The sequence below is a fragment of the Arthrobacter sp. Y3221159 genome (assembly GCF_059089885.1).
Genome location: NZ_JBNHFC010000002.1, coordinates 247985 through 272978 on the forward strand (window position 1 = coordinate 247985; position 24994 = coordinate 272978).

The window sequence follows — 24994 nt, forward strand, 5'->3', positions numbered from 1 at the left end:
ACGTGGGAGTGGATCATGGCTTCAAACAGGGACCTTGAATCCGACGCCGAGGCCGAGGGCGGCCAGCACGGCGGGGTCCAGTCGGTGGAACGCGCGCTGACCGTCCTGGAGATCCTTGCCCGCGAGGGCCATGCCGGAGTGAGCGAGATTGCCGAGGAAATGGGAATCCACAAGTCCACGGTCTCCCGGCTGATGGGCTCACTGGTGAGCCGTGAAATGGTGCACCAGAACAGCGACCGTGGCAAGTACCAGCTGGGGTTCGGCATCCTGAGGCTGGCCAGCTCCATCCCCAGCCGGCTGAGCCTGGTCCGCGAGGCGAGGCCGGTCCTGGAAAGCCTGGCCCTGGAATACAAGGAAACAGTTAACCTGGCCGTGCTCCGCTCCAACTATGCAGTGAACGTGGACCAGGCGATGGGTCCCTCCACGCTGGCCACCTACGACTGGGTGGGCAGCCTGACGCCCCTGCACGCGACGTCCAGCGGAAAGATCCTTTTGGCCGCGCTAAGCGCGGACGAGCGGGACCGGATCCTGAAGGAAACGGGCCTGCCCGCCCGCACTTCCCGCACCGTCACCAGCCGGACGGAACTGGACAAACAGCTCCACCAGGCCGCCGCCCAGGGATATGCAGTGGTGCGGGAGGAATTTGAGATCGGCCTGAATGCTGTGGCGGTTCCCGTCTACAACCACCAAGGCGTCGTGGCGGGGGCAATCAGCATCTCCGGGCCAGCCTTCCGGTTCGATCCCGAGAAGACGCCGGGCCTGCTGGAGGCCCTCAAAGAGGCCGGCCTGAAGGTCAGCACCAACATGGGATACACCCGCCGCTGAACGCCAATGCCCCTGGACCAGGGTCCGGGGGCGTTTCCATGCGTCCGGCTGTTGCAGTCCGGAGGCCTGGGCTTGGTGCTGCCCACAGCATGCTTGACATTGACTGTGTGCTGCATCACTCTTGTTGCATATAGCGATCCGTGTTGCTCATGGCGAAGAAGCTGAACGGCCTCGCATCGCTTGTTCCGCCGCCCTGCCAGCCGCCGACCAGGAGAACCACAGACTATGAGCGCATCACCGCGCGTCGTCATCATCGGAGCCGGCATCGTCGGCACCAACCTTGCCGACGAACTCACCAGCCGAGGCTGGACCAACATCACCGTCGTCGAACAGGGGCCGCTGGAACTGGCCGGCGGGTCCACGTCGCATGCGCCCGGCCTGGTCTTCCAGACCAACCCGTCCAAGACCATGACGGAGTTCGCCACCTACACCGTGGACAAGCTGCTCTCCCTGACCGCGGACAGCGTCTCCTGCTTCAACCAGGTGGGCGGGCTGGAGCTGGCCACCACCGAAACCCGGTTGGAGGACCTCAAGCGCAAGCTCGGCTACGCCACCTCCTGGGGCGTGGACGGCAGGCTGATCGACGCGGACGAGTGCGAGAAGCTCTGGCCGCTGCTGAACAAGGGACGGCTCGCCGACGGCCGCGGCATCCTGGGCGGCCTGTTCGTTCCCTCGGACGGCCTCGCCTCCGCGGCCCGCGCCGTCCAGCTCCTGATCGGCAAAGCCCGCGAGGCCGGCGTCACCTTCCTTGGCTCCACGCCCGTGACCGGCATAGAGCAGGCCGGCGGCAAGGTCACCGGCGTCCAGACGCCCGACGGCGTGATCCCGGCAGACATCGTGGTGTCCTGCGCCGGCTTCTGGGGCCGCGAGCTCGGCAAAATGGTGGGCCTTCAGGTCCCGCTGCTGCCACTGGCCCACCAGTACGTCAAGACGACTGCGGTGGAGGCGCTGCGCGGCGCCAATGAATTGCCCAACGGGGCAAGCAAGCCCATCCTGCGCTACCAGGACCGCGACCTGTACTTCCGCGAGCACGGCGACCGGATCGGCGTCGGCAGCTACGCCCACAAGCCCATGCCGGTGGACATGGCCCGCCTTCCACGCGTCAGCGCGGACCAGATGTCAGACCACAACATGCCCTCCCGCCTGGACTTCACCCTGGAGGACTTTGCCCCGGCCTGGGAGGACTGCCAGGACCTGCTGCCGGCCCTGCACACCGCCCAGATCCACGACGGGTTCAACGGCATCTTCTCCTTCACCCCGGACGGCGGCCCGCTGATGGGCGAGGCCCCGGACCTGCACGGGTTCTTCGTGGCCGAGGCCGTGTGGGTCACGCATTCCGCCGGCGTGGCAAAGGCCATGGCCGAACTGCTGGTGGAGGGACAGTCCCGCACCGACCTGCACGGCTGCGAACTGACCCGCTTCGAGAAGGTGCAGACCTCCGACGCGTACGTCAGTGACACCTCGCAGCAGAACTTCGTGGAGATCTACGACGTCCTGCACCCGCTCCAGCCGCGGGAATCCCCGCGGGATGTCCGGGTGAGCCCGTTCAACGTGCGGCAGAAGGAACTTGGCGCGTTCTTCCTCGAATCGGCCGCGTGGGAACGTCCGCACTGGTTCGAGGCCAACCGCGGACTCCTGGAGCACCTGCCCGCCGAGTGGCAGGTCCCGGAGCGGGATGAATGGGCCGGCATGTTCTACTCCCCCATTTCCGCCGCCGAGGCGTGGAAGACGCGGACCGCCGTCGCGCTTTACGACATGACGCCGCTGAAGCGGCTGTCCGTCACCGGGCCGGGCGCGCTGGACCTCCTGCAGCGCCTCAGCACGGGCAACATCGCCAAGAAGCCCGGCGCCGTCACCTACTGCCTGCTGCTGGCCGACGACGGCGGCATCCGCAGCGACGTCACGGTGGCCCGGCTTGGGGAGCAGGACTTCCAGCTGGGCGTCAACAGCAACGTGGACTTCGACTACCTGCGGGTGGAGGCACGGCAGCAGTCGGCCGCCGATCCCGCCCGCTGGGTACACGTTACGGACATCACCGGCAGCACCTGCTGCATCGGCCTGTGGGGCCCGCTGGCGCGTGAAGTGATGGGCAAAATCAGCACCGACGACCTCAGCAATGACGGCCTGCGCTACTTCCGCACCAAGGAGATCAGCGTGGGCGGCATCCCCGTCACGGCCATGCGCCTGTCCTATGTGGGCGAACTCGGCTGGGAGCTGTACACCACTGCCGAGTATGGCCTGAAGCTCTGGGACCTGCTCTTCGAAGCCGGCCGGGAGCACGGCATCATCGCCGCCGGCCGCGGCGCGTTCAACAGCCTGCGGCTGGAGAAGGGCTACCGGCTCTGGGGCACGGACATGACCTCCGAGCACCATCCCTACCAGTCCGGCCTCGGCTTCTCCGTCGCCAAGGACAAGACCGGCTTTGTGGGTGCTGAGGCCCTGGCCGCCCGCAAGGAGCAGCCGGCCGCCCAGACCCTGCGCTGCCTCACGGTGGACGACGGCACGTCAGTCGTGCTGGGCAAGGAACCCGTCTACGTGAACGGCGAAGCCTCCGGCTACGTCACGAGCGCCGCCTACGGCTTCTCCATCGGCAAGCCGCTCGCCTACGCCTGGCTGCCGACCGCCGTCGGGGTGGGCGATGCCGTCGAGATCGAATACTTCGGCCGGCGCGTGGCTGCCACCGTGACAGCCGAGCCGCTGTTCGACCCCGCCATGGAGCGCCTCCGCGGCTGACAAGCCCAACTGAAAAGTGCCCCGCCTCCTGTTTGGAGGCGGGGCACTTTTTGCTGTTCCCGCTAGGCGCCGGCGGTCTGGAAGGCCGGTTCTTCGGCCGCTGCGGCGTCGCCGGTGTGAGGTTGGAAGCGGACGAACATGGCTTTGAAGCCGGGGGTGTTGGATTCGCGGGCGACGTTTTCCTTGTGGACCAGGGCGTTGGCTTCGGGGAAGTACGCGGCGGCGCAGCCCTTGGCCGTGGGGTAGGCCACGAGCCGGAACTTGTCGGCGCGGCGGTCGACGCCCCCGAAGGTGCTGATGACATCCACGAGGTCGCGGTCGTTGAAGCCGAGTTCGGTGAGGTCTTCGGGGTGGATCAGGATGACCCGGCGACCGTCGGAGATGCCGCGGTAGCGGTCGTCCAGGCCGTAGTAGGTGGTGTTGTACTGGTCGTGGCTGCGGATGGTCTGCAGGACCAGGTGGCCCTTGGGCGGGGTGAGGTATTCCAGCGGGCTGACGGTGAAGCGGCCGCGGCCGATGTCCGTGGCGAAGGACCGGGTGTCCCGTGGCGGGTTGGGCAGCACGAACCCGTTCTTGGTGCGGACCCGGGTGTTGAAGTCCTCGAAGCCGGGCAGGACCCGCTCGATGTGGTCCCGGACCACGTCGTAGTCCTCGGCCATCGCTTTCCAGTTCACGGGGTGGTCCGGGCCGAACGTGGCTTCGGCCATCCGGGCCACGATCACGGGCTCGGCGAGCAGGTGCTCGGAGACCGGGGTCAGGCGGCCCTGGGTGGAGTGGACCACGGACATGGAGTCCTCCACGGACAGGAACTGCGCGCCCTTGGGGTGCTTGTCGTCCTTGTCCGTGCGGCCCAGGGTGGGCAGGATCAGCGAGGTGCGGCCGTGCACGATGTGGGACCGGTTGGGTTTGGTGGAGATGTGCACGGTCAGCCCGATCCGCTGCATGCCGGCTTCGAGGGCCTCGGTGTCGGAGCAGGCCAGCGAGAAGTTCCCGCCCATGGACACGAACACGTCCACCTCGTCGCGTTCAAAGGCTTCCATGGACTCCACGGCGTCGTAGCCGTGGTGCCGCGGGGACGTGATGCCGAACTCGGTGTCCAAAGCCGTGAGGAGCCATTCCTTCGGCTTTTCCCAGATGCCCATCGTCCGGTCGCCCTGGACGTTGGAGTGCCCGCGGACCGGGCAGGCCCCGGCGCCGGGCTTGCCGAAGTTGCCCTGCAGCAGCAGGACGTTGACCATTTCCTTGATGGTGTCCACGGAGTGGGGCTGCTGCGTCACGCCCAGGGCCCAGCAGAAGATGGACGCCTTGGACTTGATGAGCATCCCGGCCACGGTCTCGATCTGTTCCCGGGACAGGCCGGTGGCGTGCTCGGTCTCCTCCCAGTCCAGCTCTGCGCGGGCCTCGCGGTAGGCGTCGAATCCGTCCGTCTGCGCGGCGATGAAGGAATGGTCGACGACGGTGCCCGGGTTGGCTTCTTCGGCTTCCAGGAGCAGGTGGCCGAGCGCCTGGAACAGGGCCAGGTCCCCGCCCACCTTGATCTGCAGGTACTCATCGGCCAGCGGCGTGCCGCCGCCCACCACGCCGGAGACGGTCTGCGGGTCCTTGAAGTTGAACAGCCCGGCCTCGGGCAGCGGGTTCACGGCCACCACCTTGCCGCCCTTGTCCTTGCATTCCTTCAGCGCGGAGAGCATGCGGGGGTGGTTCGTGCCCGGGTTCTGGCCCACCACGAAGATCAGCTCGGCGTCGTGGATGTCATCCAGGGAGACGGTGCCCTTGCCGATGCCGATGGTCGGGTTCAGCGCCGAGCCGGAGGACTCGTGGCACATGTTCGAACAGTCCGGCAGGTTGTTGGTGCCCAGTGACCGGGCGAAGAGCTGGTACATGAACGCGGTCTCGTTCGCCGTGCGGCCGGAGGTGTAGAACACGCACCGGTCCGGCGTGGACGCCCGGATGTGCTCACCGATCAGCTCGAACGCGTCCGCCCAGGAAATCGGCGAGTAATGCGTGTCGCCCTCGCGGATCACCACCGGCTCACTCAGCCGGCCCTGGTTACCCAGCCAGTACTCCGTCTTGGTGGCCAGCTCGGCGATGGAGTGCCTGGCCCAGAACTCGGCCCCCACAGTCCGCAGGGTGTTCTCCTCGGCCACGGCCTTGGCCCCGTTTTCACAGAACTCGGCGGCCTTGCGCTTCTTGTCCGACTCCGGCCACGCACAGCCCGGGCAGTCGAACCCGCCGCGCTGGTTCAACCGCAGAAGCGACTGCGTCGTCCTGGCCACGCCCGCCTGGGCAACCGCACGCTCCAGGGCGACCATCACGGCCTTGACGCCGGCCGCCTCAGTCTTGGGCTTACCGACAACAAGATCGTCCTCATTGATGTCCGCGACAGGGGCGGGCTGCTTACCGAACTTCATCGTTCCAACTTCCTTACCGGCAAAGTGCACCGTGCTTTTTAATCCGAACGCCAGCAAAGGCGCGCCACGGTCCCGGGCGCGCCTTTGCTGGCACTGCTTGCTGTGCTGGCTACTGGGCCACCTTGGCCAGGTTTTCCCGTTCCGCCGCGATGGTGGTGTTGTCTCCGTGCCCGGTGCGGACCACGGTTTCGGCCGGCAGCGTCAGCAGCTTCTCCCGGATCGAGGTGACGATGGTGGGGTAGTCGCTGTAGGACCGGCCGGTGGCGCCCGGGCCGCCGTTGAAGAGCGTGTCCCCGGTGAAGACCGTTCCTTCGCTTTCCAGGTAGAAGCAGGTGGACCCCGGCGAGTGGCCCGGCGTGTGGATCGCGCGCAGGCTGGCCCCGCCGACTTCGAACACGTCACCGTCCGCCAGTTCCCGGTCCGGCTTGGAGTCCGGGTAGACCTGCTCCCAGAGCACCAGGTCCTCGGGGTTCAGGTAGATCGGCGCGCCCACGGCGTCGGCCACGTCCCGGGCGGCGCCGATGTGGTCGTTGTGCGCATGGGTCTGCAGGATGGCCAGGACCTTGCGGCCCTTGACCTGGTTGATGATCGCCGCGGCGTCGTGCGGGGAGTCGATGATCACGCACTCCTCGTCGTTGCCCACGATCCAGACATTGTTGTCCACGTCCCAGGTACCGCCGTCGAGCGAAAACGTGCCCGAGGTGACCAGGTTCTCGATCCGGACCGCCATTACAGCTCCACCACCGAACGCAGGACCTTGCCTTCGTGCATCTTCTGGAAGGCTTCCTCCACCTGGTCGATGGTGATCCGCTCTGACACGAAGGCGTCCAGGTCCAGGTTGCCCTGCTTGTAATGCGAGACGAGCATCGGGAAGTCCCGGGAGGGCAGGCAGTCCCCGTACCAGGAGGACTTCAGCGAACCGCCCCGACCGAACACGTCCAGCAGCGGCAGTTCCAGCTGCATCTCCGGCGTCGGGACGCCCACCAGCACCACCCGGCCGGCGAGGTCGCGGGCATAGAACGCCTGCTTGTACGTTTCGGGACGGCCGACGGCGTCAATCACCACGTCCGCCCCGTTGCCACCGGTGAGGGCGCGGATCGCCTCCACCGCGTCCTCCTGCCGGGAGTTCACGCCATGGGTCGCGCCCAGGGACCTGGCCATCTCGATCTTGTTATCGTCGATGTCCACCGCGATGATCGTCGTCGCACCCGCCAGCCTGGCGCCGGCGATCGCGGCGATACCCACCCCGCCGCAGCCAATCACGGCCACGGACTCGCCGCGCTTGACCTCACCGGTATTGATGGCGGCACCAATGCCGGCCATCACACCGCAGCCCAGAAGGCCCACCGCCGCGGCGTCGGCCTCCGGGTCCACCTTGGTGCACTGCCCGGCAGCCACAAGGGTCTTCTCCGCGAACGCACCGATGCCCAGCGCGGGGGAAAGCTCGGTGCCATCCTCCAGCGTCATCTTCTGGGTGGCGTTGTGCGTGTTGAAACAGTACTGCGGCTGGCCCTTGGCACACGCCCGGCACTGGCCGCAGACCGCGCGCCAGTTCAGTATCACCCGGTCACCCGGGGCCACAGACGTCACATCGGGGCCCACCGCGCTGACCACACCCGTGCCCTCATGGCCCAGCAGGTACGGGAACTCATCGCCAATGCCGCCCTGCTTGTAATGCAGGTCCGTGTGGCAGACACCGCAGGTCAAGATATCCACCAGCGCCTCCCCCGGCCCCGGGTCCGGCACCAGGATGGTCTCCAGCGAAACCGGGGCATCCTTCTCCCGGGCTACCACCGCTTTAACTTTATGGACCATTGCTTGGTTTCCTTTCATGGATCCGGCCGGACCCGGTGAGTCGGCACCACGTGCCAATCTAGCTGACGCAAATGTGCCTGCAGAAGCCGTCCTCCCGGTTCGCCAGCCGCACGGTCAATTGCGCATTACGCAACCAATCGCACATAGCGCTACAGGAAAATATGACAGTGGCCACAGCCCCTGTCAATAGATATATCAGTGATGGGCGCATCAGCCGGCGCCGCAGTAGGCTGGATGGCATGTCTTCGAAAGAACCTCCCGCGGAACGGCGCCAGGTTACGGTGCGGCGGGCGCCCAAGTATGTGCCCTTCCTCATCCTGGGCGCACTGGTGGGCATTGCGGCCGCGGCAGTGGTGGCCTACGGGCTCCCGGGCAGCGCAAGCTTCGATTCCGGCGCGGTCTTTGGATTCTTCACGGTGATGTTCGCAGGGGGCGGAGCCATCCTGGGCGCGGTGGTGGCCCTGGTCCTAGACCGCCGGAGCGTCAAGCGCCAGCAGCGGGCTGTGGTGGAATCGGTCCCCGACTCCGAGCCGGACACCGATCCCCAGTCATAAAGGGAGCGCCGGAAAAGTCATACCTCATATCGTGAGATAATCGACCAGTGGCACGCGGCGATGGAAAACTTTCCCATGATCTTCTCCCTGGCGAAAAAGGCCCGCAGGACGCTTGTGGCGTCTTCGGGGTCTGGGCACCAGGTGAAGAAGTAGCAAAACTTACCTATTACGGACTGTACGCACTGCAGCACCGTGGCCAGGAGTCGGCTGGCATTGCAACCAGCGACGGCAAGCGGATCAACGTCTACAAGGACATGGGCCTCGTCTCCCAGGTCTTTGACGAGACCACGCTGAACACCCTGACCGGGCACCTTGCGGTGGGGCACTGCCGCTACTCCACCACTGGCGCAAGCCACTGGGCCAACGCCCAGCCCACCCTCGGCGCCACCAGCACCGGCACTGTGGCGCTGGCGCACAACGGCAACCTGACCAACACCGCCGAGCTGAACGCCATGATCCAGGAGCGCAACGGCGGCCAGCTCACCGGCGAGATGAAGCAGGGCAACACCTCGGATACCGCCCTGGTGACCGCCCTGCTGGAGGGCGAGCCCGGCAGGACGCTGGAGGAAACCGCCACGGACCTCCTCCCCAAGATCAAGGGCGGCTTCTGCTTCGTCTTCATGGATGAAGGCACGCTCTATGCAGCGCGGGACACCTTCGGCATCCGCCCCCTGGTCCTTGGCCGGCTTGAGCGCGGCTGGGTTGTGGCTTCCGAGCAGTCCGCCCTCGCCACCGTGGGCGCCAGCTACATCCGGGAGATCGAGCCCGGCGAATTCATCGCCATCGACGAACAGGGCGTACGGTCCAAGCGATTTGCCGAGCCGACGCCGGCCGGCTGCGTTTTCGAGTACGTCTACCTTGCGCGTCCGGACGCCGCCATCGCCGGCCGGTCCGTGTATGAGTCCCGGGTGGAGATGGGCCGCCAGCTGGCCCGCGAAAACACGCATGCGGCTGACATCGTCATCCCCGTCCCGGAATCCGGCACCCCCGCGGCCGTGGGCTATGCCGAGGAATCCGGCATTCCGTTCGCCCATGGCTTCGTCAAGAACTCCTATGTGGGCCGTACCTTCATCCAGCCCTCGCAGACCCTGCGCCAGCTCGGCATCCGGCTCAAGCTCAACGCCCTCGAATCCGTCATCCGCGGCAAGCGCGTGGTGGTGGTTGACGACTCGATCGTCCGCGGCAACACCCAGCGGGCCATCGTGCGGATGCTCCGCGAAGCCGGTGCCGCGGAAGTGCACGTCAAGATTTCGTCCCCACCCGTACAGTGGCCCTGCTTCTACGGCATCGACTTCGCTTCCCGCGCGGAACTTATCGCCAACGGCGCCACCATCGAGGAGATCTCCCAGGCCATCGGAGCCGACTCGTTGGCCTACATTTCCGAGGACGGCATGATCGGCGCCACCCGCCAACCCCGGGAACGCCTCTGCACAGCGTGCTTCACGGGCCAGTACCCCATCAAGCTTCCGGACGCGGACAAGCTCGGCAAGAACCTGCTCGAGCGTACGGACCTCGGCGGCCTGACGCCGTCGCCGTCGGCCCTTCCCGGTGAAACCGCAGCAATTGCCATGGACTCCGAAGAGGATCCCGCCGAGAAGGCCGGTGCCACCGGCTGCGATCCGGGACCCGACTCCGAGTTTGAAAACCTGCTGACCGACGCCGACCTCGTGCCAGATGTACACGCCGCCGCAGGCGCCGACAAGAAAGAGTCCTGATGACTTCCGCCAACACCGCCGCCGGCTCCGCCTCTGAGAAGGCAGGCATCACCTACGCCTCCGCTGGCGTCGACGTCGAAGCCGGGGACCTCGCCGTCGAACTCATGAAGGATGCCGTCAAGGCGACCCACAACTCCTCGGTGATCGGCGGGGTGGGCGGTTTCGCCGGCCTCTACGACGTGTCCCGGCTGCTGACCTACAGGAAGCCGCTGCTGGCAACCTCCACCGACGGCGTTGGCACCAAGGTCGCCATCGCCCAGGCCATGGACATCCACGACACCATCGGTTTCGACCTGGTGGGCATGGTGGTGGACGACATCGTGGTGGTGGGCGCCGAGCCGCTTTACATGACTGACTACATTGCCTGCGGCAAGGTGGTGCCGGAGCGCATCGCCGGCATCGTCCGCGGCATCGCGGCCGCGTGCTCCGTGGCCGGGACCGCCCTGGTGGGCGGCGAGACCGCCGAGCACCCCGGCCTGCTGGGCGAGCACGAGTACGACGTCGCCGGCGCCGCCACCGGCGTGGTGGAAGCCGATGCCCTGCTGGGCCCGGACCGCGTCCGCGCGGGCGACGTTGTGATCGGCATGGCCTCCTCCGGCCTGCACTCCAACGGTTACTCCCTGGTCCGCCGCGTCATCAACCACGCCGGCTGGGCGCTGGACCGCCAGGTCTCCGAACTGGGCCGCACCCTGGGTGAAGAACTCCTGGAACCCACCCGGGTCTACGCCGCCGACTGCCTGGACCTTGCCCGCGCCTTCCCGGTCACGGGCGCGGCGGCAGTGCACGGCTTCAGCCACGTCACCGGCGGCGGGCTGGCCGCCAACCTCGCCCGCGTCCTGCCGCAGGGCCTGGTGGCCACGGTGGACCGCGCCACCTGGGAACTGCCCGCCATCTTCAAGCTGGTGTCCGAGCTGGGGAACGTCCCGCTGGCAGACCTGGAGCGCACGCTCAACCTGGGCGTCGGCATGGTTGCCATCGTGTCGCCGGAGGCAGCGGACGCCGCCCTCGCCCGCCTGAACGGACGGGGCCTGCCATCCTGGATCATGGGCACGGTGACCGAGGATTCGGACTCCATCCTCAAGTCCGGCCCGGACTACGTCCAGGGCGCCAAGGGCGTGGACGGCGGCGCGGTCCGCCTGGTCAACGCCTACGCCTGACATCCAAACAGGGCTTCCCACTGCGGTGGGAAGCCCTCTTTGTTTAACCGGAAACCTGGACCAGGCTCAGGACGCCGCCCTGGGGATCGCGGATGGTGGCCGGCCCCTCCGCGGGATCGTCCGCCGGCTCCACCAGGACCTGGCCGCCTGCATCCAGCGCAGCATCGACGGCCGCCCCAAGGTCCGCCACTGCAAAGTAGATGTGCCATTCTGCCGTCGCTCCTTGCCCGGCAGGGAGGACGCCGGCCACTTCCCTGCCCCCGGCCATCAGGGCGCTGTAGCTCGCGCCGTCGTCCTGCGGGTACTCTGTGACCTCATGCCCGAAAAGTTCCTGGAAGAAGCCGACGGCGGCCTGCGGCTCGGGCGTTGACAGTTCAGCCCAGGCCAGGGCACCGGGCTCGTTGGACAGGCTGCTCCCGCGGTGGGTCCCGGCCTGCCAGATGCCCGTGGTTCCACCGCCGGGCGGCGCCAGGAAGGCAAGGACGCCGGTATCGCCCACGTCCTCGGGTCCGGACTCCACCGCCCCGCCGGCGTGGACCGCATCCTGCAGCAGGGAGGCGGCATCCGAGGCTGCGAAGTACACGTTCCACCGGGCGGGATCGCCGGTGGCCTGCTGCAGGGGATTCTGCGGAGCAATGACGGAGACGAGGTCCCTGTCCACGAACGCCTGCGAGTAGCTGCGGCCATCCGGGGTGGGAAAGTCCCTGTACGTCCAGCCGAACACCCGGCTGTAGAAGTCTTTGGCTGCTGCAACATCAGGTGTCTGGAGGTCGGCCCAGCACGGTTCGCCGTCCGGGTACCGGTCTACTGTGGGCATGGCGTCAACGCTACACGGGGGGAACCAGCAAAAGCCCGCTGCCTGCACTCTTAGAGTGCTGGCAGCGGGCTTCCGAACTGATGTCGGGACCTGCATCCGCACGGATGAGAGTACCGAAAAAGAAGCGCTTCACCGGTGGGCACGGCAGGATAAGGTGCTGTTTCCGTTAGTGCTGCGGCGTCACAGGGCTGCCCTCTTAAAGGCCTGGCAGCTTGCGACAACTAGCCGATGCGACGGGTGTCTACCTCGTCGTCGTCTTCTTCCAAATCATCCGCGTACTTATCCACATACGCCGAATAGTCCGGTTCAACCGGCTCATTCGCGTAATGGCTCGTGGCACGACTTGCCGGGCCCGTCAGCTCACGCTGAAGTGCCGAGTAGTCAGTGTTCGGGGAGTAGTACTTGATATCCCGAGCCTGCTTAGTAGCTTTTGCCTTTTGACGGCCGCGCCCCATGGCGTGACCCCCTTTTGTACTTGGACCGGAGGTGGTCACCTTTGGCGATGGTGAGGCCCCGGAATGTTTGGTCAATTTGTCGTACACCTAGATTACATGCTTTCGGCGGCCCCTGCTTGCCAGACAGGGCCCCCTACCGTCGCCCGCGCTTCCATTCCCCCGCCCGGCCCGCGAGTTTCCAGCTTTTTTCTTCGGTAGAGTCGCTTAAACAACTGCCGAAAACTGGATGGCTGACCGGCTGCCCACCCCGGACAGACTGCAGGAGGATGCACCCACGTGAACAACCAGGACGTCCCGCCGAAGCCCGCCTCGCCGCCCACAGCCGGGCTCCCCAAGGTTCCCGCCCAGAGCACTGCACCCCCCTCCAACCCGCCGTCCGCCCCGCCGCCGGCATCCGTCGCTTGGTCCCAGTCCCAGCCCGAGCCTGAACCGCAGCCGTCTCCCAGGATGTCGCCGGCAAGGCAGCGGACGCTGTGGAAGGTGCTGTTCGCCGTCGTACTCCTGGCGGTGGTCGGTGGCCTGGTGTGGCTCGCCATGTGGCTGAACTCGGGGGCAGGGTCGGAAGAGGCCGGGGGCAATTCCGGCGTCCTCGAGACAAGCGTCACACCGCGGGCAACTCCGCTGCCACTGCCGCGTGAGGGCGTGCAGCCTGGCGAGTATGCGCTGGGCGACTGCTTTGCCGACTTCGACCCCGAAGCCCTGGCTTCCAAGGTGGTGCCCTGCGATGCTGCCCATTCCGCCCAGCTGGTGGCTGTCTTCCGCTACCCGGATTCCGAGGACTATCCCGGCGCCGAAACACTTAAGGCCAAGGCGCTGGAAGCATGCCAGGCGGCGAAGCTGGGTCCTGCGGCCAATGAATACCAGCTCAACTTCCAGCGCAGCTTCCCGAGCGATACCAGCTGGGATTCCGGGGACCGGAGGGTGGACTGCTACGTGACCGCTCCCGGCGGCAACGTCATTAACGCAAGCGTGCTGCCCTAGCGGAAACCCCGCCAGGGCAGCACGCCTGCTTATGCCGGGCCCGGCTTAGCCAGGCCTGGGGAGCCGTTAGCCCTTCCGCCGCACGGACAGGCCCGAAGTCAGGGCACCGGTCAGCGTGTCGACGTCATCGGTGGAGGGTTCTACGGCGTCGGCCGCGGTATCCACCAGCACCGTGTCGCCGTCGCTGATGTCGCCGGCCAGGATGGCCTTGGCCAGCCGGTCGCCGATCTCGCGCTGCACCAGCCGGCGGAGCGGACGGGCACCGTAGGCGGGGTCGAAACCGGAGATAGCGAGCCACTCCTTGGCGGCGTCGGTGACGTCCAGGATCAGCCTGCGTTCGTGCAGGCGGCGCCCCAGTTCGGCAACGTGCAGGTCCACGATCCGCGAGAGTTCCTCCACGCTGAGCGCGTCGAACAGCACCACCTCGTCCAACCGGTTCAGGAACTCCGGCTTGAAGGACGCATTGACCGTGGCCATGACGGCGTTCCGCTTGGCTTCGGCATCCAGGGACTGGTCCACCAGGAACTGGCTCCCCAGGTTGGAGGTCAGCACCAGGATGACGTTGCGGAAGTCCACCGTGCGGCCCTGCCCGTCGGTGAGCCGGCCGTCGTCGAGCACCTGCAGGAGGATGTCGAAGACTTCGGGGTGGGCCTTCTCCACCTCGTCCAGCAGCACCACCGAGTACGGCCGGCGGCGCACTGCCTCGGTCAGCTGGCCGCCCTCCTCGTAGCCAACGTAGCCCGGGGGTGCACCCACAAGCCGTGCCACGGAGTGCTTCTCGCCGTACTCGGACATGTCGATGCGCACCATGGCGCGTTCGTCGTCGAACAGGAAGTCCGCCAGGGCCTTGGCCAGCTCGGTCTTGCCCACGCCGGTGGGACCGAGGAAGAGGAACGAGCCGGTGGGCCGGTTGGGGTCGCTGATGCCGGCCCGGGCACGCCGGACGGCGTCGGATACGGCCCCAACGGCCTTGGATTGGCCGATCAGCCGCCTGCCAAGCTCTTCCTCCATGTGCAGCAGCTTCTGGCTTTCACCCTGCAGCATGCGGCCGGCCGGGATGCCGGTCCAGGCGGAAATCACCTCGGCGATGTCCTCGGCCGTCACTTCCTCGGCCACCATCTGTGCGGACTTGTCCGTGACGGCAGCTTCGGCTTCCGCGGCGGCGTTCAGCTCGCGCTCCAAGGCTGGGATTTCGCCGTACTGAATGCGCGACGTCGTCTCCAGGTCACCTTCGCGGTAGGCCTTGTCAGCCGCACTGCGCAGTTCGTCCAGCTTCGCCTTAAGGTCACCCACCCGGTTAAGTCCTGCCTTTTCCGCTTCCCAGCGGGCGTTCAGGGCGGCGAGCTCCTCTTCCCTGTCCGCCTTGTCCGCACGGAGCGCCGCAAGGCGTTCCACGGAGGCAGCATCGGTTTCCCCTTCCAGGGCCAGCTCCTCCATGGTGAGCCGGTCAACCTGGCGCCGGAGCTGGTCGATCTCCTCCGGGGCGGAGTCAATTTCCATGCGCAGCCGGGACGCGGCCTCGTCCACCAGGTCAATGGCCTTGTCCGGCAGCTGGCGTCCCGAGATGTAGCGGTTGGACAGCGTGGCTGCGGCCACCAGGGCGGAGTCCGCGATGGAGACCTTGTGGTGCGCCTCATAGCGCTCCTTCAGGCCCCGGAGGATGCCGATGGTGTCCTCCACACTTGGCTCGCCAACATAGACCTGCTGGAACCGGCGTTCGAGCGCGGCATCCTTCTCGATGTTCTCGCGGTACTCATCCAGGGTGGTGGCACCGATCAGCCGCAGCTCGCCGCGGGCCAGCATGGGCTTGAGCATGTTGCCCGCGTCCATGGAGGAATCACCGGTGGCACCGGCCCCCACCACGGTGTGGATCTCGTCGATGAAGGTGACGATCTGGCCCTCGGAGCCCTTGATCTCCTCGAGGACCGCCTTCAGCCGCTCTTCGAATTCGCCGCGGTATTTCGCACCGGCAACCATGGAGCCAAGGTCCAGCGAGATCAGCGTCTTGCCGCGCAGGCTTTCCGGGACGTCGCCCGCCACCATCCGCTGCGCCAGCCCCTCCACGACGGCGGTCTTGCCCACCCCTGGTTCACCGATCAGCACCGGGTTGTTCTTGGTCCGGCGGCTCAGGACCTGGACCACGCGCCGGATTTCGGAGTCGCGGCCGATCACCGGGTCCAGCTTGCCGGCACGGGCCATGGCCGTGAGGTCCGCGCCGTACTTCTCAAGTGCCTGGAAGGTGTTTTCCGGGTCCGGGCTGTCCACCTTGCGGTCGCCGCGGACACCCGGCAGGGCGGCGAGCAGCGCCTCACGGGAGGCACCGGCGTCGCGCAGCACCCGGGCTGCTGCGTCGTTTCCGCCCGCAAGGCCCAGGAGGAGGACCTCGGTGGAGACGAACGTGTCGCCCAGCCGGTCGGCTTCCTCCTTGGCGTTCTGGATGGCCTGCAGGGCAGGGCGGGAGAGCTGCGCCTGCTGGCTGGAACCGCCGGAGGTGGCGGGCAGCGCCTTGATGGCGCTGCTGGCCTGGACGCTGACCGCGTCCGGGTCAGCACCGGTGGCGCGCAGCAACGCAACGGCAACACCTTCGCGCTGGTCCATTAGCGCCTTGAGCAGGTGCGCGGGCTCCACCTGCGGGTTGCCTGCCGTGGAGGCGTTCATGGCCGCAGCCGAAAGAGCCTCCTGGCTCTTGGTAGTGAATTTGACGTCCAAAGAGAGCTCCTTTCAGGGGCGGTTTTCAAGTTGAGTGTACTACGCTCAACTTTGCTTTGGGACAGTTTATTTCCTGTTGCGGCCACCAGTTTTCCCGCAGCGCAATTCGGTTCCGCAGTTCCCTTGGGAAGCATGGTGCCCCTAGGATCGGGCGTGTGACCGGGGAGGACGGTTCCGCCGGCGCACTCGAGACGGGACAGGACATGAAGAAGTTTGTTGTTCTCTATATCGCCCCCCAGTCGGCCCAGGCCCAGATGGCCGAGAGCACGCCCGAAGCTGCACAGGAAGGCATGAAGGCCTGGATGGAGTGGGCCGGGCGCGCGGGCGACGACATCGTGGACATGGGCAATCCGCTCGGCACCGGCAAGGAAATCACCGCCACAGGGTCCGCTGAAGCCACCACTGGGGTGGCGGGCTACGGCATCCTGCAGGCCGAGGACCTCGCCGGCGCTGAGGCACTGCTGGACGGCCACCCGCACCTCATGATGCCGGGGGCCAGCATCCAAGTGTACGAGTCCCTGGACTTGCCGGGCATGTAGCGCCCCGGACTTTTCGTCCAGATATGCAGGCTTCGCCGCCCCGGAGGTCCGCATATCTGGACAAAAACTCAGGCCTCGTAGACGGACACCTCGGCTGCCTTAACCACGAAGTGCACCGTCATGCCGGGAACCAGCCCCAGGTCCGCCGAGGCAGCGGGCGTGATGTCCGCCGCCATTCCGCCGGCCCGGACCCTGACCTGGTCGCCATGGGGCTCCAGGTCAGTGATGGCGACGGCAAAGGAGTTGCGGGGGCTGCCGTGCGTGTCCGCCACGAACACCGACACGGCCGACGGCGGAAACACAGCCACGCCGGGCCGGCCGGATCCCCGCGCCTGGCTGCCATCCTCCAAGTGCCCGTAAACCTCCCGGCCCTGGCTGGTCCTGACCCCATTGTCCGTCAGCGTGCCCGGCACGAAGTTCAGCCCGGCCAGGCCGGCGGCGAAGGAGCTCCTGGGCCGTTCGAGCACCTGCCGCGTGGGGCCTTCCTCCACGATGCGGCCGCCTTCCAGGATGGCCACCCGGTCCGCGAGCATCAACGCGTCCAGGACATCGTGCGTGACGATGATGGCCTGCCGGCCGGCAAGGACCCGTTTCAGCATGCGGCGCAGCATCGGGGCGGAGTGGATGTCCAGCGCGGCCAGCGGTTCGTCCAGCAGGAGGAGGGCGGGTTCGGCGGCGAGAGCGCGTGCCACGGCAACCCGCTGCGCCTGCCCGCCGGAGAGCTGGGCCGGACGCCGCCCCGCCAAATCCGCTGCTTCCACTTCCGCCAGCCAGCGCCTGGCCTCGCCCTCGGCCGCCCGCCGGGCTACTCCCGCACTCCGCGGCCCGAATGCGACGTTTTCCAGGGCATTGAGGTGCGGAAACAGCAGGGCTTCCTGCGCGAGCAGCGCGGCGCCCCGGCCGTGCGGCGGGGTCCACCGGTGCGTGGTGCCGTCCAAGTGGAAGAGTGCGCGGCCGTCGAGGTGTGCACGGCCGGTGTCCGGCTTGAGCAGGCCGGCGATGCTGGACAGCAGGGTGGACTTGCCGGCCCCGTTCGGGCCCATCACCGCCAGCGTTTCGCCCGGCGCCACGTCCAGGGCGACGTCGAAGCCCCGCTCAGCCACGGCTGCATGGAAGGAGAACGTCACCGAAGGGCCCCTCCTGCCGGGGCGGCCGCCGTCGTCCGTTCACCCGGGACCTGCCGGGCACCGCCGCGGGGACTGCGGTGGGCGAGTGCCACCACGGCGACAGCCACGGCTACGAGGACCAGGGACAGCGCGACGGCGGCGTCCGGATCCGTCTCCCGCTGCAGGTAGATTTCCAGCGGCAAGGTCCGGGTGACCCCCTGCAGGCTGCCGGCGAAGGTGAGGGTCGCCCCGAACTCGCCGAGGCTGCGGGCGAAGGACAGTACCGCGCCGGACGCCAGGCCTGGCAGCATCAGCGGCAGCGTGACCCGGCGGAAGACGACGCCGGGCGGCGCGCCGAGCGTGGCCGCCACCGCCTCGTACTTCTGGCCGCCGGTCCGCAGCGCCCCTTCCAGGCTGACCACCAGGAACGGCAGCGCCACGAAGGTCTGGGCCAGGACCACCGCCGTGGTGGAGAAGGCGATCTGCAGTCCCAGTACTTCCAAGGTCCCGCCCAGCAGGCCCTGCCGGCCGAACGTGTACAGCAGTGCGATGCCGCCGACGACGGGCGGCAGCACCAGCGGCAGCAGCACCAGCGAGCGCAGCAGGCCCAGCAGCGGAAAGCGTCCACGGGCCAGCACGAGGGCCAGCGGGACACCAAGCACAATGCACAGCACCGTGCTGGCGGCGGAGGTGCGAAGGCTCAGCCCCAACGCGGTCACGGCGGATTCCGACGTGACCAGCGCAAGGAAATTCCCCCAGTTGACCCGGCTGACGATGGCCAGCAGGGGAAGGACAATGACCAGGGCTGCCAGGGCTGCAAGGACGTAGAGCCAGCGGGGCACCCCCGTGTAGGCCGTCCCCTTCACCGGGTGCCGGCCCCGAAGCCGGCCCGTTCCAGGACCTGCCGGCCTTCAGGGCCGGCCACCAGGTCCACGAACGCGCGGGCGGCTGCGGTGTTCCCGCCGCCTGCCACTGCGGCGACCGGATAGCTGTTGACCGCCCCGGCCGCTTCGGGGAACGGAACGCTTTCCACCTTGTCCCCCGCGGAGCGGATGTCCGTGACGTAGACCAGGCCGGCGTCCGCCTCACCGGACACCACCTTGCCCAGCACGTCGGTGACCGAATTTTCCTCGCTGACGGGGTCCAGGTCCGTCCCCTGCTGTTCCGCCACCGCGGCGGCCGCTGCACCGCACGGCACCTGCACGGCGCAGGTGACGAGGCGTGTGCCTGGCCTGGAAAGGTCGGCAAAGGAACGGACGCCGGCCGGGTTGCCTGGCGGGACGGCAATGCCAAGGGTGTTGGTGGCGAAGATCCGGGGTTCAGCCTCAAGCAGTCCGGCGGCCCGCAGTTTTTCCATGTTCCTGGTGTCCGCCGAGGCGAAGACGTCCGCGGGGGCGCCCTGGCTGATCTGGGTGGCCAGGTCCGAGGAGCCGGCGAAACTCAGGGTGACATCGGTTCCGGGGTGCCGCGCCTCAAACTTCTCTGCCAGCTCGGTGAAGCTGGATTTCAGTGAAGCGGCAGCAAAGATCGTCAGGGTCCCTTCCGCTCCGCCGGCGGAACTGTTGGAAGCGGCGGTGCCCCCACCGCAGCCGGCGAGCCCGGCTGCCAGGACAAGTGCCACCAGCACGGCACACGCCTTCCGCCTCACAGCGCGCCCTTTCCCTGCGGGGTTTCGATGATCACGGTGGTGGCCTTCACCACGGCAGTGGCAACGGATCCCGGCTCCAGCCCCAGCTCAGCAACGGCCTCGCTGCTCATCAGGGACACCACCCGGAACGGGCCGCACTGCAGCTCCACCTGGGCCATGACCTTGTCCGCCTTGATGTCCGTCACCAGGCCGATGAACCTGTTCCGGGCCGAGCTGCCTGTCCGGTGCGGATCGTCCGGCAGCTGCGCCAGCTTCCGGGCATGCCGGGCGAGTTCCAGCCCGTCAACGGCGAGCCGGCCCGCGTCATCCCGCAGCGGGGTGAGGGAACCGTTGTCCGCCCAGCGGCGGACAGTATCGTCACTGACGCCGAGGAAGCGCGCAGCCTCGGAAACGCGGATAGTGGTCATTCGCCCACTATAAAGCGCATTTGCGGAACGGATCCTGCCTTTCTTCCGCTTTTCCGAATGTGACTGCTCCCCACGGATAGTCAACGGCCGCCCCGCCCGGCACTACTAGACTTCCTCCATGGCCATCTATATCGACCCGCCGCTATGGCCTGCACACGGCACGCACTTCTCCCACCTGGTCTCGGACACCTCGCTGGCTGAACTCCACGCCTTCGCCGGGGCGGCAGGAATCCCTGAGCGGGCATTCGATGGCGACCATTACGACGTTCCCGAACGCCGGTTCGATGAACTGGTGGCGGCCGGCGCCCTGCCCGTCGAGGGCCGGATGCTGGTCCGCAAGCTGATCTCCAGTGGCCTGCGGATCCCCGCCCGGCAGCGGAACAAGTCGCTCAAGATGCCGCTGCAGCTCCGCTGGGATGCCGTCATGCCCGGCCATGACGCGCTGTTCCTTGACCTGCTGGACCGCTGGAGCGAACCGCACCGCCACTACCACGGCTGCACCCACCTGCTCTCGGTGCTCGAATCCCTGGACCTGCTCACCGAACCGGCCGACCCGCCCCGCACCGTCCTCCTGGCCGCCTGGTTCCACGACGCCGTGTACCAGGGGATTCCCCTGCAGGATGAGGAGGAATCCGCCCGGCTCGCGGAGGACCGCCTTCGCGACGCGGGCCTGCCGCCCGACGAGGTGGCACAGGTGGCGCGCCTGGTCCGGCTCACTGGCGATCACCGCCCCGAAGCAGGGGACGACGACGGCGCCCTCCTCTGTGACGCCGACCTGTCAGTCCTCGGCCGGGACCCGGACGAATACGCCCGCTACTTGGCAGCCGTCCGGAAGGACTACGCCCACGTGGGCGACGCCGACTTCGCGGCGGGGCGGGCCGCCGTCGTACGTCGCCTGCTGGAACTGGACCCGCTCTTCCACACCGGCCGGGCGAAGGAGCTGTGGCTGGATGCCGCGCAGCGGAACCTGAAAGGTGAACTGGCATGAACGCCCCGTCCTCGAAGACCCTGCACGTGCATTCCGCAAACGCAGCGCACCGGCAGCTTCCCTACACGGTACGGCTGGAGTGGGGCCTGGACGGCGCCAGGACCGTGGTGCCCGGGGCGGACCTTGCCGTGGTGGTGGACGTCCTGTCCTTCGGCACTTGCGTCAGCGTCGCCCTGGATCGGGGCGGTGAGGTGTTTCCGTACCCCTGGAAGGACACCAGCGCCGAGGATTTCGCGGCCCGCCATCAGGCCCGGTTGGCGGGACCCCGCGACGGCGGCGGGCTCAGCCTGTCCCCCGCCACCCTCCGGGCGGCGGACCCCCTGGGGCGCGTGGTCCTGCCCTCCCCCAATGGATCCGCGCTGTGCCATGCGCTGGCCGGCGAGGTTCCGCTGGTGGCCGCGGTGTGCCTGCGGAATGCGGCGGCGACCGCCGACTGGGTGGCGGCGAACCTTCCGGAGGACGCGGTGATTGCCGTGGTGGCCGCCGGCGAACGCTGGCCGGACGGCTCCCTCCGCCCCGCCGTCGAGGACCAGATCGGGGCGGGCGCCTTCATCGCGGGACTGGCGGCCTCCGGTAAGGGCGGTTACGAGGCGGCGGAGGGCCGGGAGGGCAGGCACGGCTACGCGCCCGAAGCAGAACTGGCAATGGCCGTCTTTGAGGCCGCGGAGCCGGACCTCCGTGACATGCTGCACGGCTGTTCCAGCGGTCGTGAACTGGCCGGCGCGGGCTACGGCAGGGACGTGGACATCGCCGCCGAACTGGACGACAGCGACGCCGTCGCCATCCTGGTGGACGGTGTGTTCCGGAGCAGCGTTTACCGGTAGGCCGGCACGAACGGCGCGTTGGTGGGCACGATCTGCTTGCCCAGCGGCATCAGGGACACAGGGATGAGCTTCAGGTTGGCGATGGCCAGCGGGATGCCGATGATGGTGACCGCCATCGCAAAGGCCGTGACCACATGGCCGATGGCGATCCAGATGCCCGCAACCAGCAGCCAGATCACATTGCCCAGCATCGGGAAGATGCCCGTTCCGCCCGGCTTGTCCACCACAGTGCGGCCGAACGGCCACAGCGTGTAGGCGGCGATCCGGAAGGAGGCGATGCCCCACGGGATGGTGATGATCAGCAGGCAGCAGATCACGCCGGCCACAAAATATCCCAGGGCGAGCCAGAGGCCGCCGAAAACCAGCCAGATGATGTTGAGCAGCGTCTTCATTTACCCATTGTCCCCCGGCCGGCACCTCACCATGGTGGGGGACGCCCCTGACCGGACCCTGAAATCACCGGTCCCGGAAGCGCCGCTTCCCGGCCGGCCCCGGGCTTCAGACCGTGGTGTCCGACTTCGCGGCGTGTACGAAGGCGCGGATCTTGGCCAGGTCCTTCACCCCGCGGGATGCCTCCACACCGGAGGACACGTCCACGCCCCACGCGTGGGCGGCGGCGGAAGCCTGCGCCACGTTGGCCGGGTTCAGCCCGCCGGCGAGCAGCCACCTGCGTTCCTGCAGCTCAGGCACCTCGGTCATCGCGGCGTAGTCCCAGGTTTCACCGGAGCCGGGCACGGCGGCGTCGATCAGGAGCAGGTCCTCGCCCCAGTCTTCAATCTCCTGCCGCGTGGCATCCATGGTGACGGCCCTGATGACCTTCATGCCGGCGTCGTGCACCGTGGCGATGTCCTCCCGCGTGCGGGCGCCGTGCAGCTGGACCCATTGCAGCCCCGCGGCCCGGGCAATGGCGACGGCGTCGGCAACCGGCTCGTGGCGGAACACGCCGATGGGGGTGACCCGGTCCGGTACATCGGCCAGAAGGGAGGACACCTGGCCCGGCGAGACAACCCGCGGACTGGCGGTAAGGACGAAACCTACGGCGTCCGCTCCGGAATCAACCGCCTCGCGGACCGATTCAGGGGTACTGAGACCACACACTTTGACGAACATTCCCGGGCTCCTTCAGGCTGTTTTCGTGATGACCCCCCGCAGGAGAGTAGCAGGGAAGGCCGGGACGCGCGACGGCGGGCAGCCCAGCCGGGGAACTAGGCTGGGCTGATGCAGATCATCCGCTTCGCAGACCTCAAAGCCGAACCGTGGCGTAACGGCGGCGGCGTGACCCGCCAGCTGGCCAGCCGGCCCTCGGCCGCCGGTGATGACGGCCAGGGCGGAGGCTGGGACTGGCGGGTGAGCATCGCCGACGTCACCAGGGCCGGCGACTTCTCCCCCTTCCCGGGGATGGAGCGGCTCCTGACCGTGATCGAGGGGGACCTGCTGCTGCTGACCGTTGGAGGCGCCGAGCATCCGGTGGAAAAGTACCGGCCCTTCCGGTTTGACGGCGGGGCCGCCACGTCGGGTGCCCTGCCCACCGGTGACATCCGGAACCTCAATGTCATCACGCGGTCCGGGGCGTACAAGGCCTACACGTCCATCATCGAGCTCTCGAAGAAGCGGTCCAAGCCCCTGTGGGACGGGCAGGTGGGCGTGCTGCTCCAGGGCCAGGCCACCGTGGCCGATGCAACCCATGAACCGGCAGCCCTGGACCGGTACGACGCCGTGGTGGGGTCGGACAGCAGCACCCCGGAGGTCCTGGGCCGGGGCTTCCTGGCCGTGGTGTCCATCGACCCCGTCGAGGACTGATCCGAGCCGCTGCAGAGCCGCCGGATAGGCCAGCCTCGCCTTGGGAAGACCAGCCTTTCCACACTGGTTACCGTTGGCCGCCGTCCCTAGACTCAGGCTATGACCAGAACAACATTCAACGCGCTCCTGTCCACCCAGATCGCCAACGAGTTCACTGCATCGCAGCAGTACATTGCCGTGGCCACCTGGTTCGCCAACCAGGACCTTCCCCAGCTGGCCAAATACTTCTACCGCCAGTCCGTGGAGGAACGGAACCACGCCATGATGATGGTGCAGTACATGCTGGACCGCGACATCCCCTTCACCATCCCGGGCGTCCCGGCCGTCCGCAACGACTTCTCCAAAGTCACCGAGCCGCTGGCCCTGGCCCTGCACCAGGAGAAGGAAGTCACCCGCAACATCGAAGACCTGTTCCGGGCTGCCCGCAGCGAGAACGACGCCCTGGGCGAGCAGTTCATGCTGTGGTTCCTCAAGGAGCAGGTGGAGGAGGTGGCGTCCATGACCACGCTGCTGAACATCGCGGAGCGGGCGGACAACCTCTTCGACATCGAGAACTTCATTGCCCGCGAGACCATTGGCGACGGCGGCCGCGACTCCGCCGCTCCCGAGGCTGCCGGCGGCGCCCTCTAGGGCCAGCACGCGGCTGGTGAGGTTGGCCACCAGACGTGGCCAGCCGCCGTCGTGCGTTGCTAGGCTGGAAACCAAGGCTCCGCACCCGAGCCTCCGGACGACGGTTCAGTACCCGGCACGCGACAAGACTGGCCAAAGGATCTGTCATGTCGTGGTTAATCCTTCTTCTCTCCGGCGCCCTGGAGGCCGTCTGGGCGGCCGCCCTGCACCGCACCTTCCAGGCCACCGGCCGCCGCCGGATTGCTCCTGCACTCCTGTTCGTGGTCTCCGTCGCGGCCAGCACCGGCGGCCTGGCCATAGCTATGCAGACCATCCCCACCGGCACCGCCTACGCCGTCTGGGTGGGAGTGGGCGTGGTGCTCACCTCCGCCTACGCGATCATCACCAAGGTGGAACGCCCGACGGCGGCGCGGCTGCTCCTGCTCGCCGGCATCGCCGCGTGCGTGGTTGGCCTGAAGGTGGTGGCGTGATGTTGAAGCGTTCCATTCCCTGGCTGGTGCTCCTGGCGTCCGCCGTCCTCGAAGCTGTCTGGGCAACGGCCTTGGGCCTCTCAGACGGGTTCAGCAAACCCCTGCCGACGCTGGTCTTCATCGTCACCGCCGTGCTGAGCATGCTCGGCCTGGGCCTCGCCATCCGCAGCATTCCGTTGGGCACCGCCTATGCCATCTGGGTGGGTATTGGTGCCGCGCTGACGGTGGGCTGGGCGATGGCTACTGGCGTAGAGCCATTCAGCCTGCTGAAGCTGCTGTTCATCGCGGGAATCGTGGCGTGTGCAGCCGGGTTGAAGCTGCTCCCCGCCCGGAAGCAGGAGCCAGCCGCCGAGCCGGCCGCGGAACCTGCCGGGCCGGCCCGCCGCTGATGCAAGCAGGGGCGGTCTAGG

At 67.6% G+C, this 24994-nt stretch carries 25 protein-coding genes and 1 riboswitch; of the genes, 13 read left to right on the plus strand and 12 right to left on the minus strand.

Going from position 1 to position 24994, the window contains the following annotated elements; all coding sequences use genetic code 11:
• Positions 1-15 precede the first annotated feature (15 nt).
• Together AC5RT3_RS03540 and AC5RT3_RS03545 are read left to right on the plus strand one after the other, a co-directional pair.
• Entirely contained in the window at positions 16-825 is an 810-nt protein-coding gene (locus tag AC5RT3_RS03540; protein ID WP_494102521.1) for an IclR family transcriptional regulator, read from the plus strand.
• A gap of 225 nt (positions 826-1050) precedes the next feature.
• Positions 1051-3558 carry a GcvT family protein gene (locus AC5RT3_RS03545; RefSeq protein WP_494123501.1) on the plus strand — a complete coding sequence of 836 codons (2508 nt, stop codon included), beginning with the start codon at positions 1051-1053 and terminating at the stop codon, positions 3556-3558.
• Between the two features lie 62 nt (positions 3559-3620).
• On the opposite strand, the gene AC5RT3_RS03550 is transcribed toward AC5RT3_RS03545, so the two are convergent.
• From AC5RT3_RS03550 to AC5RT3_RS03560, 3 genes are all read right to left on the minus strand, one after another.
• Positions 3621-5969, minus strand: a complete 2349-nt coding sequence (locus AC5RT3_RS03550; protein WP_494009680.1) for an FdhF/YdeP family oxidoreductase — start codon at positions 5967-5969, stop codon at positions 3621-3623.
• A 109-nt stretch (positions 5970-6078) separates the two neighbouring features.
• Positions 6079-6699 (minus strand): MBL fold metallo-hydrolase, encoded by a 621-nt coding sequence (locus tag AC5RT3_RS03555; RefSeq protein ID WP_494009681.1) that lies wholly within the window; start codon positions 6697-6699, stop codon positions 6079-6081.
• A complete protein-coding gene (locus tag AC5RT3_RS03560; RefSeq protein ID WP_494123502.1) occupies positions 6699-7784 on the minus strand; it encodes an S-(hydroxymethyl)mycothiol dehydrogenase in 1086 nt (361 codons plus the stop codon). Before AC5RT3_RS03560 ends, AC5RT3_RS03555 begins: the two co-directional genes overlap by 1 nt.
• Before the next feature lie 239 nt (positions 7785-8023).
• Between AC5RT3_RS03560 and AC5RT3_RS03565 the strand changes: the two genes are divergently transcribed.
• The 3 genes from AC5RT3_RS03565 to purM are packed head-to-tail and all read left to right on the plus strand — an operon-like array spanning position 8024 to position 11210.
• Entirely contained in the window at positions 8024-8338 is a 315-nt protein-coding gene (locus AC5RT3_RS03565; protein ID WP_494009683.1) for a hypothetical protein, read from the plus strand.
• A gap of 47 nt (positions 8339-8385) precedes the next feature.
• Positions 8386-10053: an amidophosphoribosyltransferase gene (purF, locus tag AC5RT3_RS03570; RefSeq protein ID WP_494123503.1), complete on the plus strand. Its 1668-nt coding sequence runs from the start codon at positions 8386-8388 to the stop codon at positions 10051-10053.
• Positions 10053-11210 carry a phosphoribosylformylglycinamidine cyclo-ligase gene (purM, locus tag AC5RT3_RS03575; protein WP_494123504.1) on the plus strand — a complete coding sequence of 386 codons (1158 nt, stop codon included), beginning with the start codon at positions 10053-10055 and terminating at the stop codon, positions 11208-11210. The genes purF and purM overlap by 1 nt, the downstream gene beginning before the upstream one ends.
• Before the next feature lie 43 nt (positions 11211-11253).
• On the opposite strand, the gene AC5RT3_RS03580 is transcribed toward purM, so the two are convergent.
• Together AC5RT3_RS03580 and AC5RT3_RS03585 are read right to left on the minus strand one after the other, a co-directional pair.
• The gene (locus AC5RT3_RS03580) at positions 11254-12027 is read right to left on the minus strand and encodes a VOC family protein (protein WP_494123505.1); all 774 of its coding nucleotides are present in this window, start codon (positions 12025-12027) and stop codon (positions 11254-11256) included.
• 221 nt (positions 12028-12248) lie between these two features.
• Positions 12249-12482 (minus strand): DUF3073 domain-containing protein, encoded by a 234-nt coding sequence (locus AC5RT3_RS03585; RefSeq protein WP_494009688.1) that lies wholly within the window; start codon positions 12480-12482, stop codon positions 12249-12251.
• Between the two features lie 276 nt (positions 12483-12758).
• On the opposite strand from AC5RT3_RS03585, the gene AC5RT3_RS03590 reads away from it, so the two are divergent.
• Positions 12759-13463: a septum formation family protein gene (locus tag AC5RT3_RS03590; RefSeq protein ID WP_494123506.1), complete on the plus strand. Its 705-nt coding sequence runs from the start codon at positions 12759-12761 to the stop codon at positions 13461-13463.
• 66 nt (positions 13464-13529) lie between these two features.
• Here AC5RT3_RS03590 and clpB read toward each other — a convergent pair whose 3' ends face one another.
• Entirely contained in the window at positions 13530-16172 is a 2643-nt protein-coding gene (clpB, locus tag AC5RT3_RS03595; RefSeq protein WP_494123507.1) for an ATP-dependent chaperone ClpB, read from the minus strand.
• Positions 16173-16327: 155 nt separating this feature from the next.
• Here clpB and AC5RT3_RS03600 point away from each other — a divergent pair, with 155 nt between their 5' ends.
• A complete protein-coding gene (locus AC5RT3_RS03600; RefSeq protein WP_494123508.1) occupies positions 16328-16711 on the plus strand; it encodes a YciI family protein in 384 nt (127 codons plus the stop codon).
• A 68-nt stretch (positions 16712-16779) separates the two neighbouring features.
• Here the strand turns inward: AC5RT3_RS03600 and AC5RT3_RS03605 are convergent, their stop codons facing one another.
• The 4 genes from AC5RT3_RS03605 to AC5RT3_RS03620 are packed head-to-tail and all read right to left on the minus strand — an operon-like array spanning position 16780 to position 19872.
• The gene (locus AC5RT3_RS03605) at positions 16780-17838 is read right to left on the minus strand and encodes a sulfate/molybdate ABC transporter ATP-binding protein (RefSeq protein ID WP_494053547.1); all 1059 of its coding nucleotides are present in this window, start codon (positions 17836-17838) and stop codon (positions 16780-16782) included.
• Positions 17835-18683: an ABC transporter permease gene (locus AC5RT3_RS03610; RefSeq protein WP_494123509.1), complete on the minus strand. Its 849-nt coding sequence runs from the start codon at positions 18681-18683 to the stop codon at positions 17835-17837. The genes AC5RT3_RS03605 and AC5RT3_RS03610 overlap by 4 nt, the downstream gene beginning before the upstream one ends.
• Positions 18680-19444, minus strand: coding sequence for a molybdate ABC transporter substrate-binding protein (modA, locus tag AC5RT3_RS03615; protein WP_494053549.1), 765 nt, complete (start codon positions 19442-19444; stop codon positions 18680-18682). The genes AC5RT3_RS03610 and modA overlap by 4 nt, the downstream gene beginning before the upstream one ends.
• A 17-nt stretch (positions 19445-19461) precedes the next feature.
• Entirely contained in the window at positions 19462-19872 is a 411-nt protein-coding gene (locus tag AC5RT3_RS03620; protein ID WP_494053550.1) for a TOBE domain-containing protein, read from the minus strand.
• A gap of 118 nt (positions 19873-19990) precedes the next feature.
• Between AC5RT3_RS03620 and AC5RT3_RS03625 the strand changes: the two genes are divergently transcribed.
• Together AC5RT3_RS03625 and AC5RT3_RS03630 are read left to right on the plus strand one after the other, a co-directional pair.
• Complete coding sequence (locus AC5RT3_RS03625) at positions 19991-20860, plus strand: DUF4031 domain-containing protein (protein ID WP_494053551.1); 870 nt, start codon at positions 19991-19993, stop codon at positions 20858-20860.
• A complete protein-coding gene (locus AC5RT3_RS03630; RefSeq protein WP_494123510.1) occupies positions 20857-21684 on the plus strand; it encodes a 2-phosphosulfolactate phosphatase in 828 nt (275 codons plus the stop codon). The genes AC5RT3_RS03625 and AC5RT3_RS03630 overlap by 4 nt, the downstream gene beginning before the upstream one ends.
• Here AC5RT3_RS03630 and AC5RT3_RS03635 read toward each other — a convergent pair.
• Entirely contained in the window at positions 21675-22076 is a 402-nt protein-coding gene (locus AC5RT3_RS03635) for a YccF domain-containing protein (protein ID WP_494053553.1), read from the minus strand. The genes AC5RT3_RS03630 and AC5RT3_RS03635 overlap by 10 nt on opposite strands.
• Positions 22077-22182: 106 nt before the next feature.
• Positions 22183-22794, minus strand: a complete 612-nt coding sequence (locus AC5RT3_RS03640) for a phosphoribosylanthranilate isomerase (RefSeq protein ID WP_494123511.1) — start codon at positions 22792-22794, stop codon at positions 22183-22185.
• Positions 22795-22902: 108 nt separating this feature from the next.
• On the opposite strand from AC5RT3_RS03640, the gene AC5RT3_RS03645 reads away from it, so the two are divergent.
• The 4 genes from AC5RT3_RS03645 to AC5RT3_RS03660 all read left to right on the plus strand — a co-directional run bounded on the left by AC5RT3_RS03645 (position 22903) and on the right by AC5RT3_RS03660 (position 24973).
• On the plus strand, positions 22903-23484 hold the full coding sequence (locus AC5RT3_RS03645) for a HutD/Ves family protein (RefSeq protein WP_494053555.1): 582 nt from the start codon (positions 22903-22905) through the stop codon (positions 23482-23484).
• Positions 23485-23583: 99 nt separating this feature from the next.
• Positions 23584-24114, plus strand: a complete 531-nt coding sequence (locus AC5RT3_RS03650; protein WP_494053556.1) for a ferritin — start codon at positions 23584-23586, stop codon at positions 24112-24114.
• Between the two features lie 71 nt (positions 24115-24185).
• A riboswitch (guanidine-III (ykkC-III) riboswitch) is annotated at positions 24186-24251 on the plus strand.
• 9 nt (positions 24252-24260) lie between these two features.
• On the plus strand, positions 24261-24584 hold the full coding sequence (locus AC5RT3_RS03655; protein ID WP_494053557.1) for a DMT family transporter: 324 nt from the start codon (positions 24261-24263) through the stop codon (positions 24582-24584).
• Complete coding sequence (locus AC5RT3_RS03660) at positions 24584-24973, plus strand: DMT family transporter (protein WP_494053587.1); 390 nt, start codon at positions 24584-24586, stop codon at positions 24971-24973. The genes AC5RT3_RS03655 and AC5RT3_RS03660 overlap by 1 nt, the downstream gene beginning before the upstream one ends.
• Positions 24974-24994: the final 21 nt, after the last annotated feature.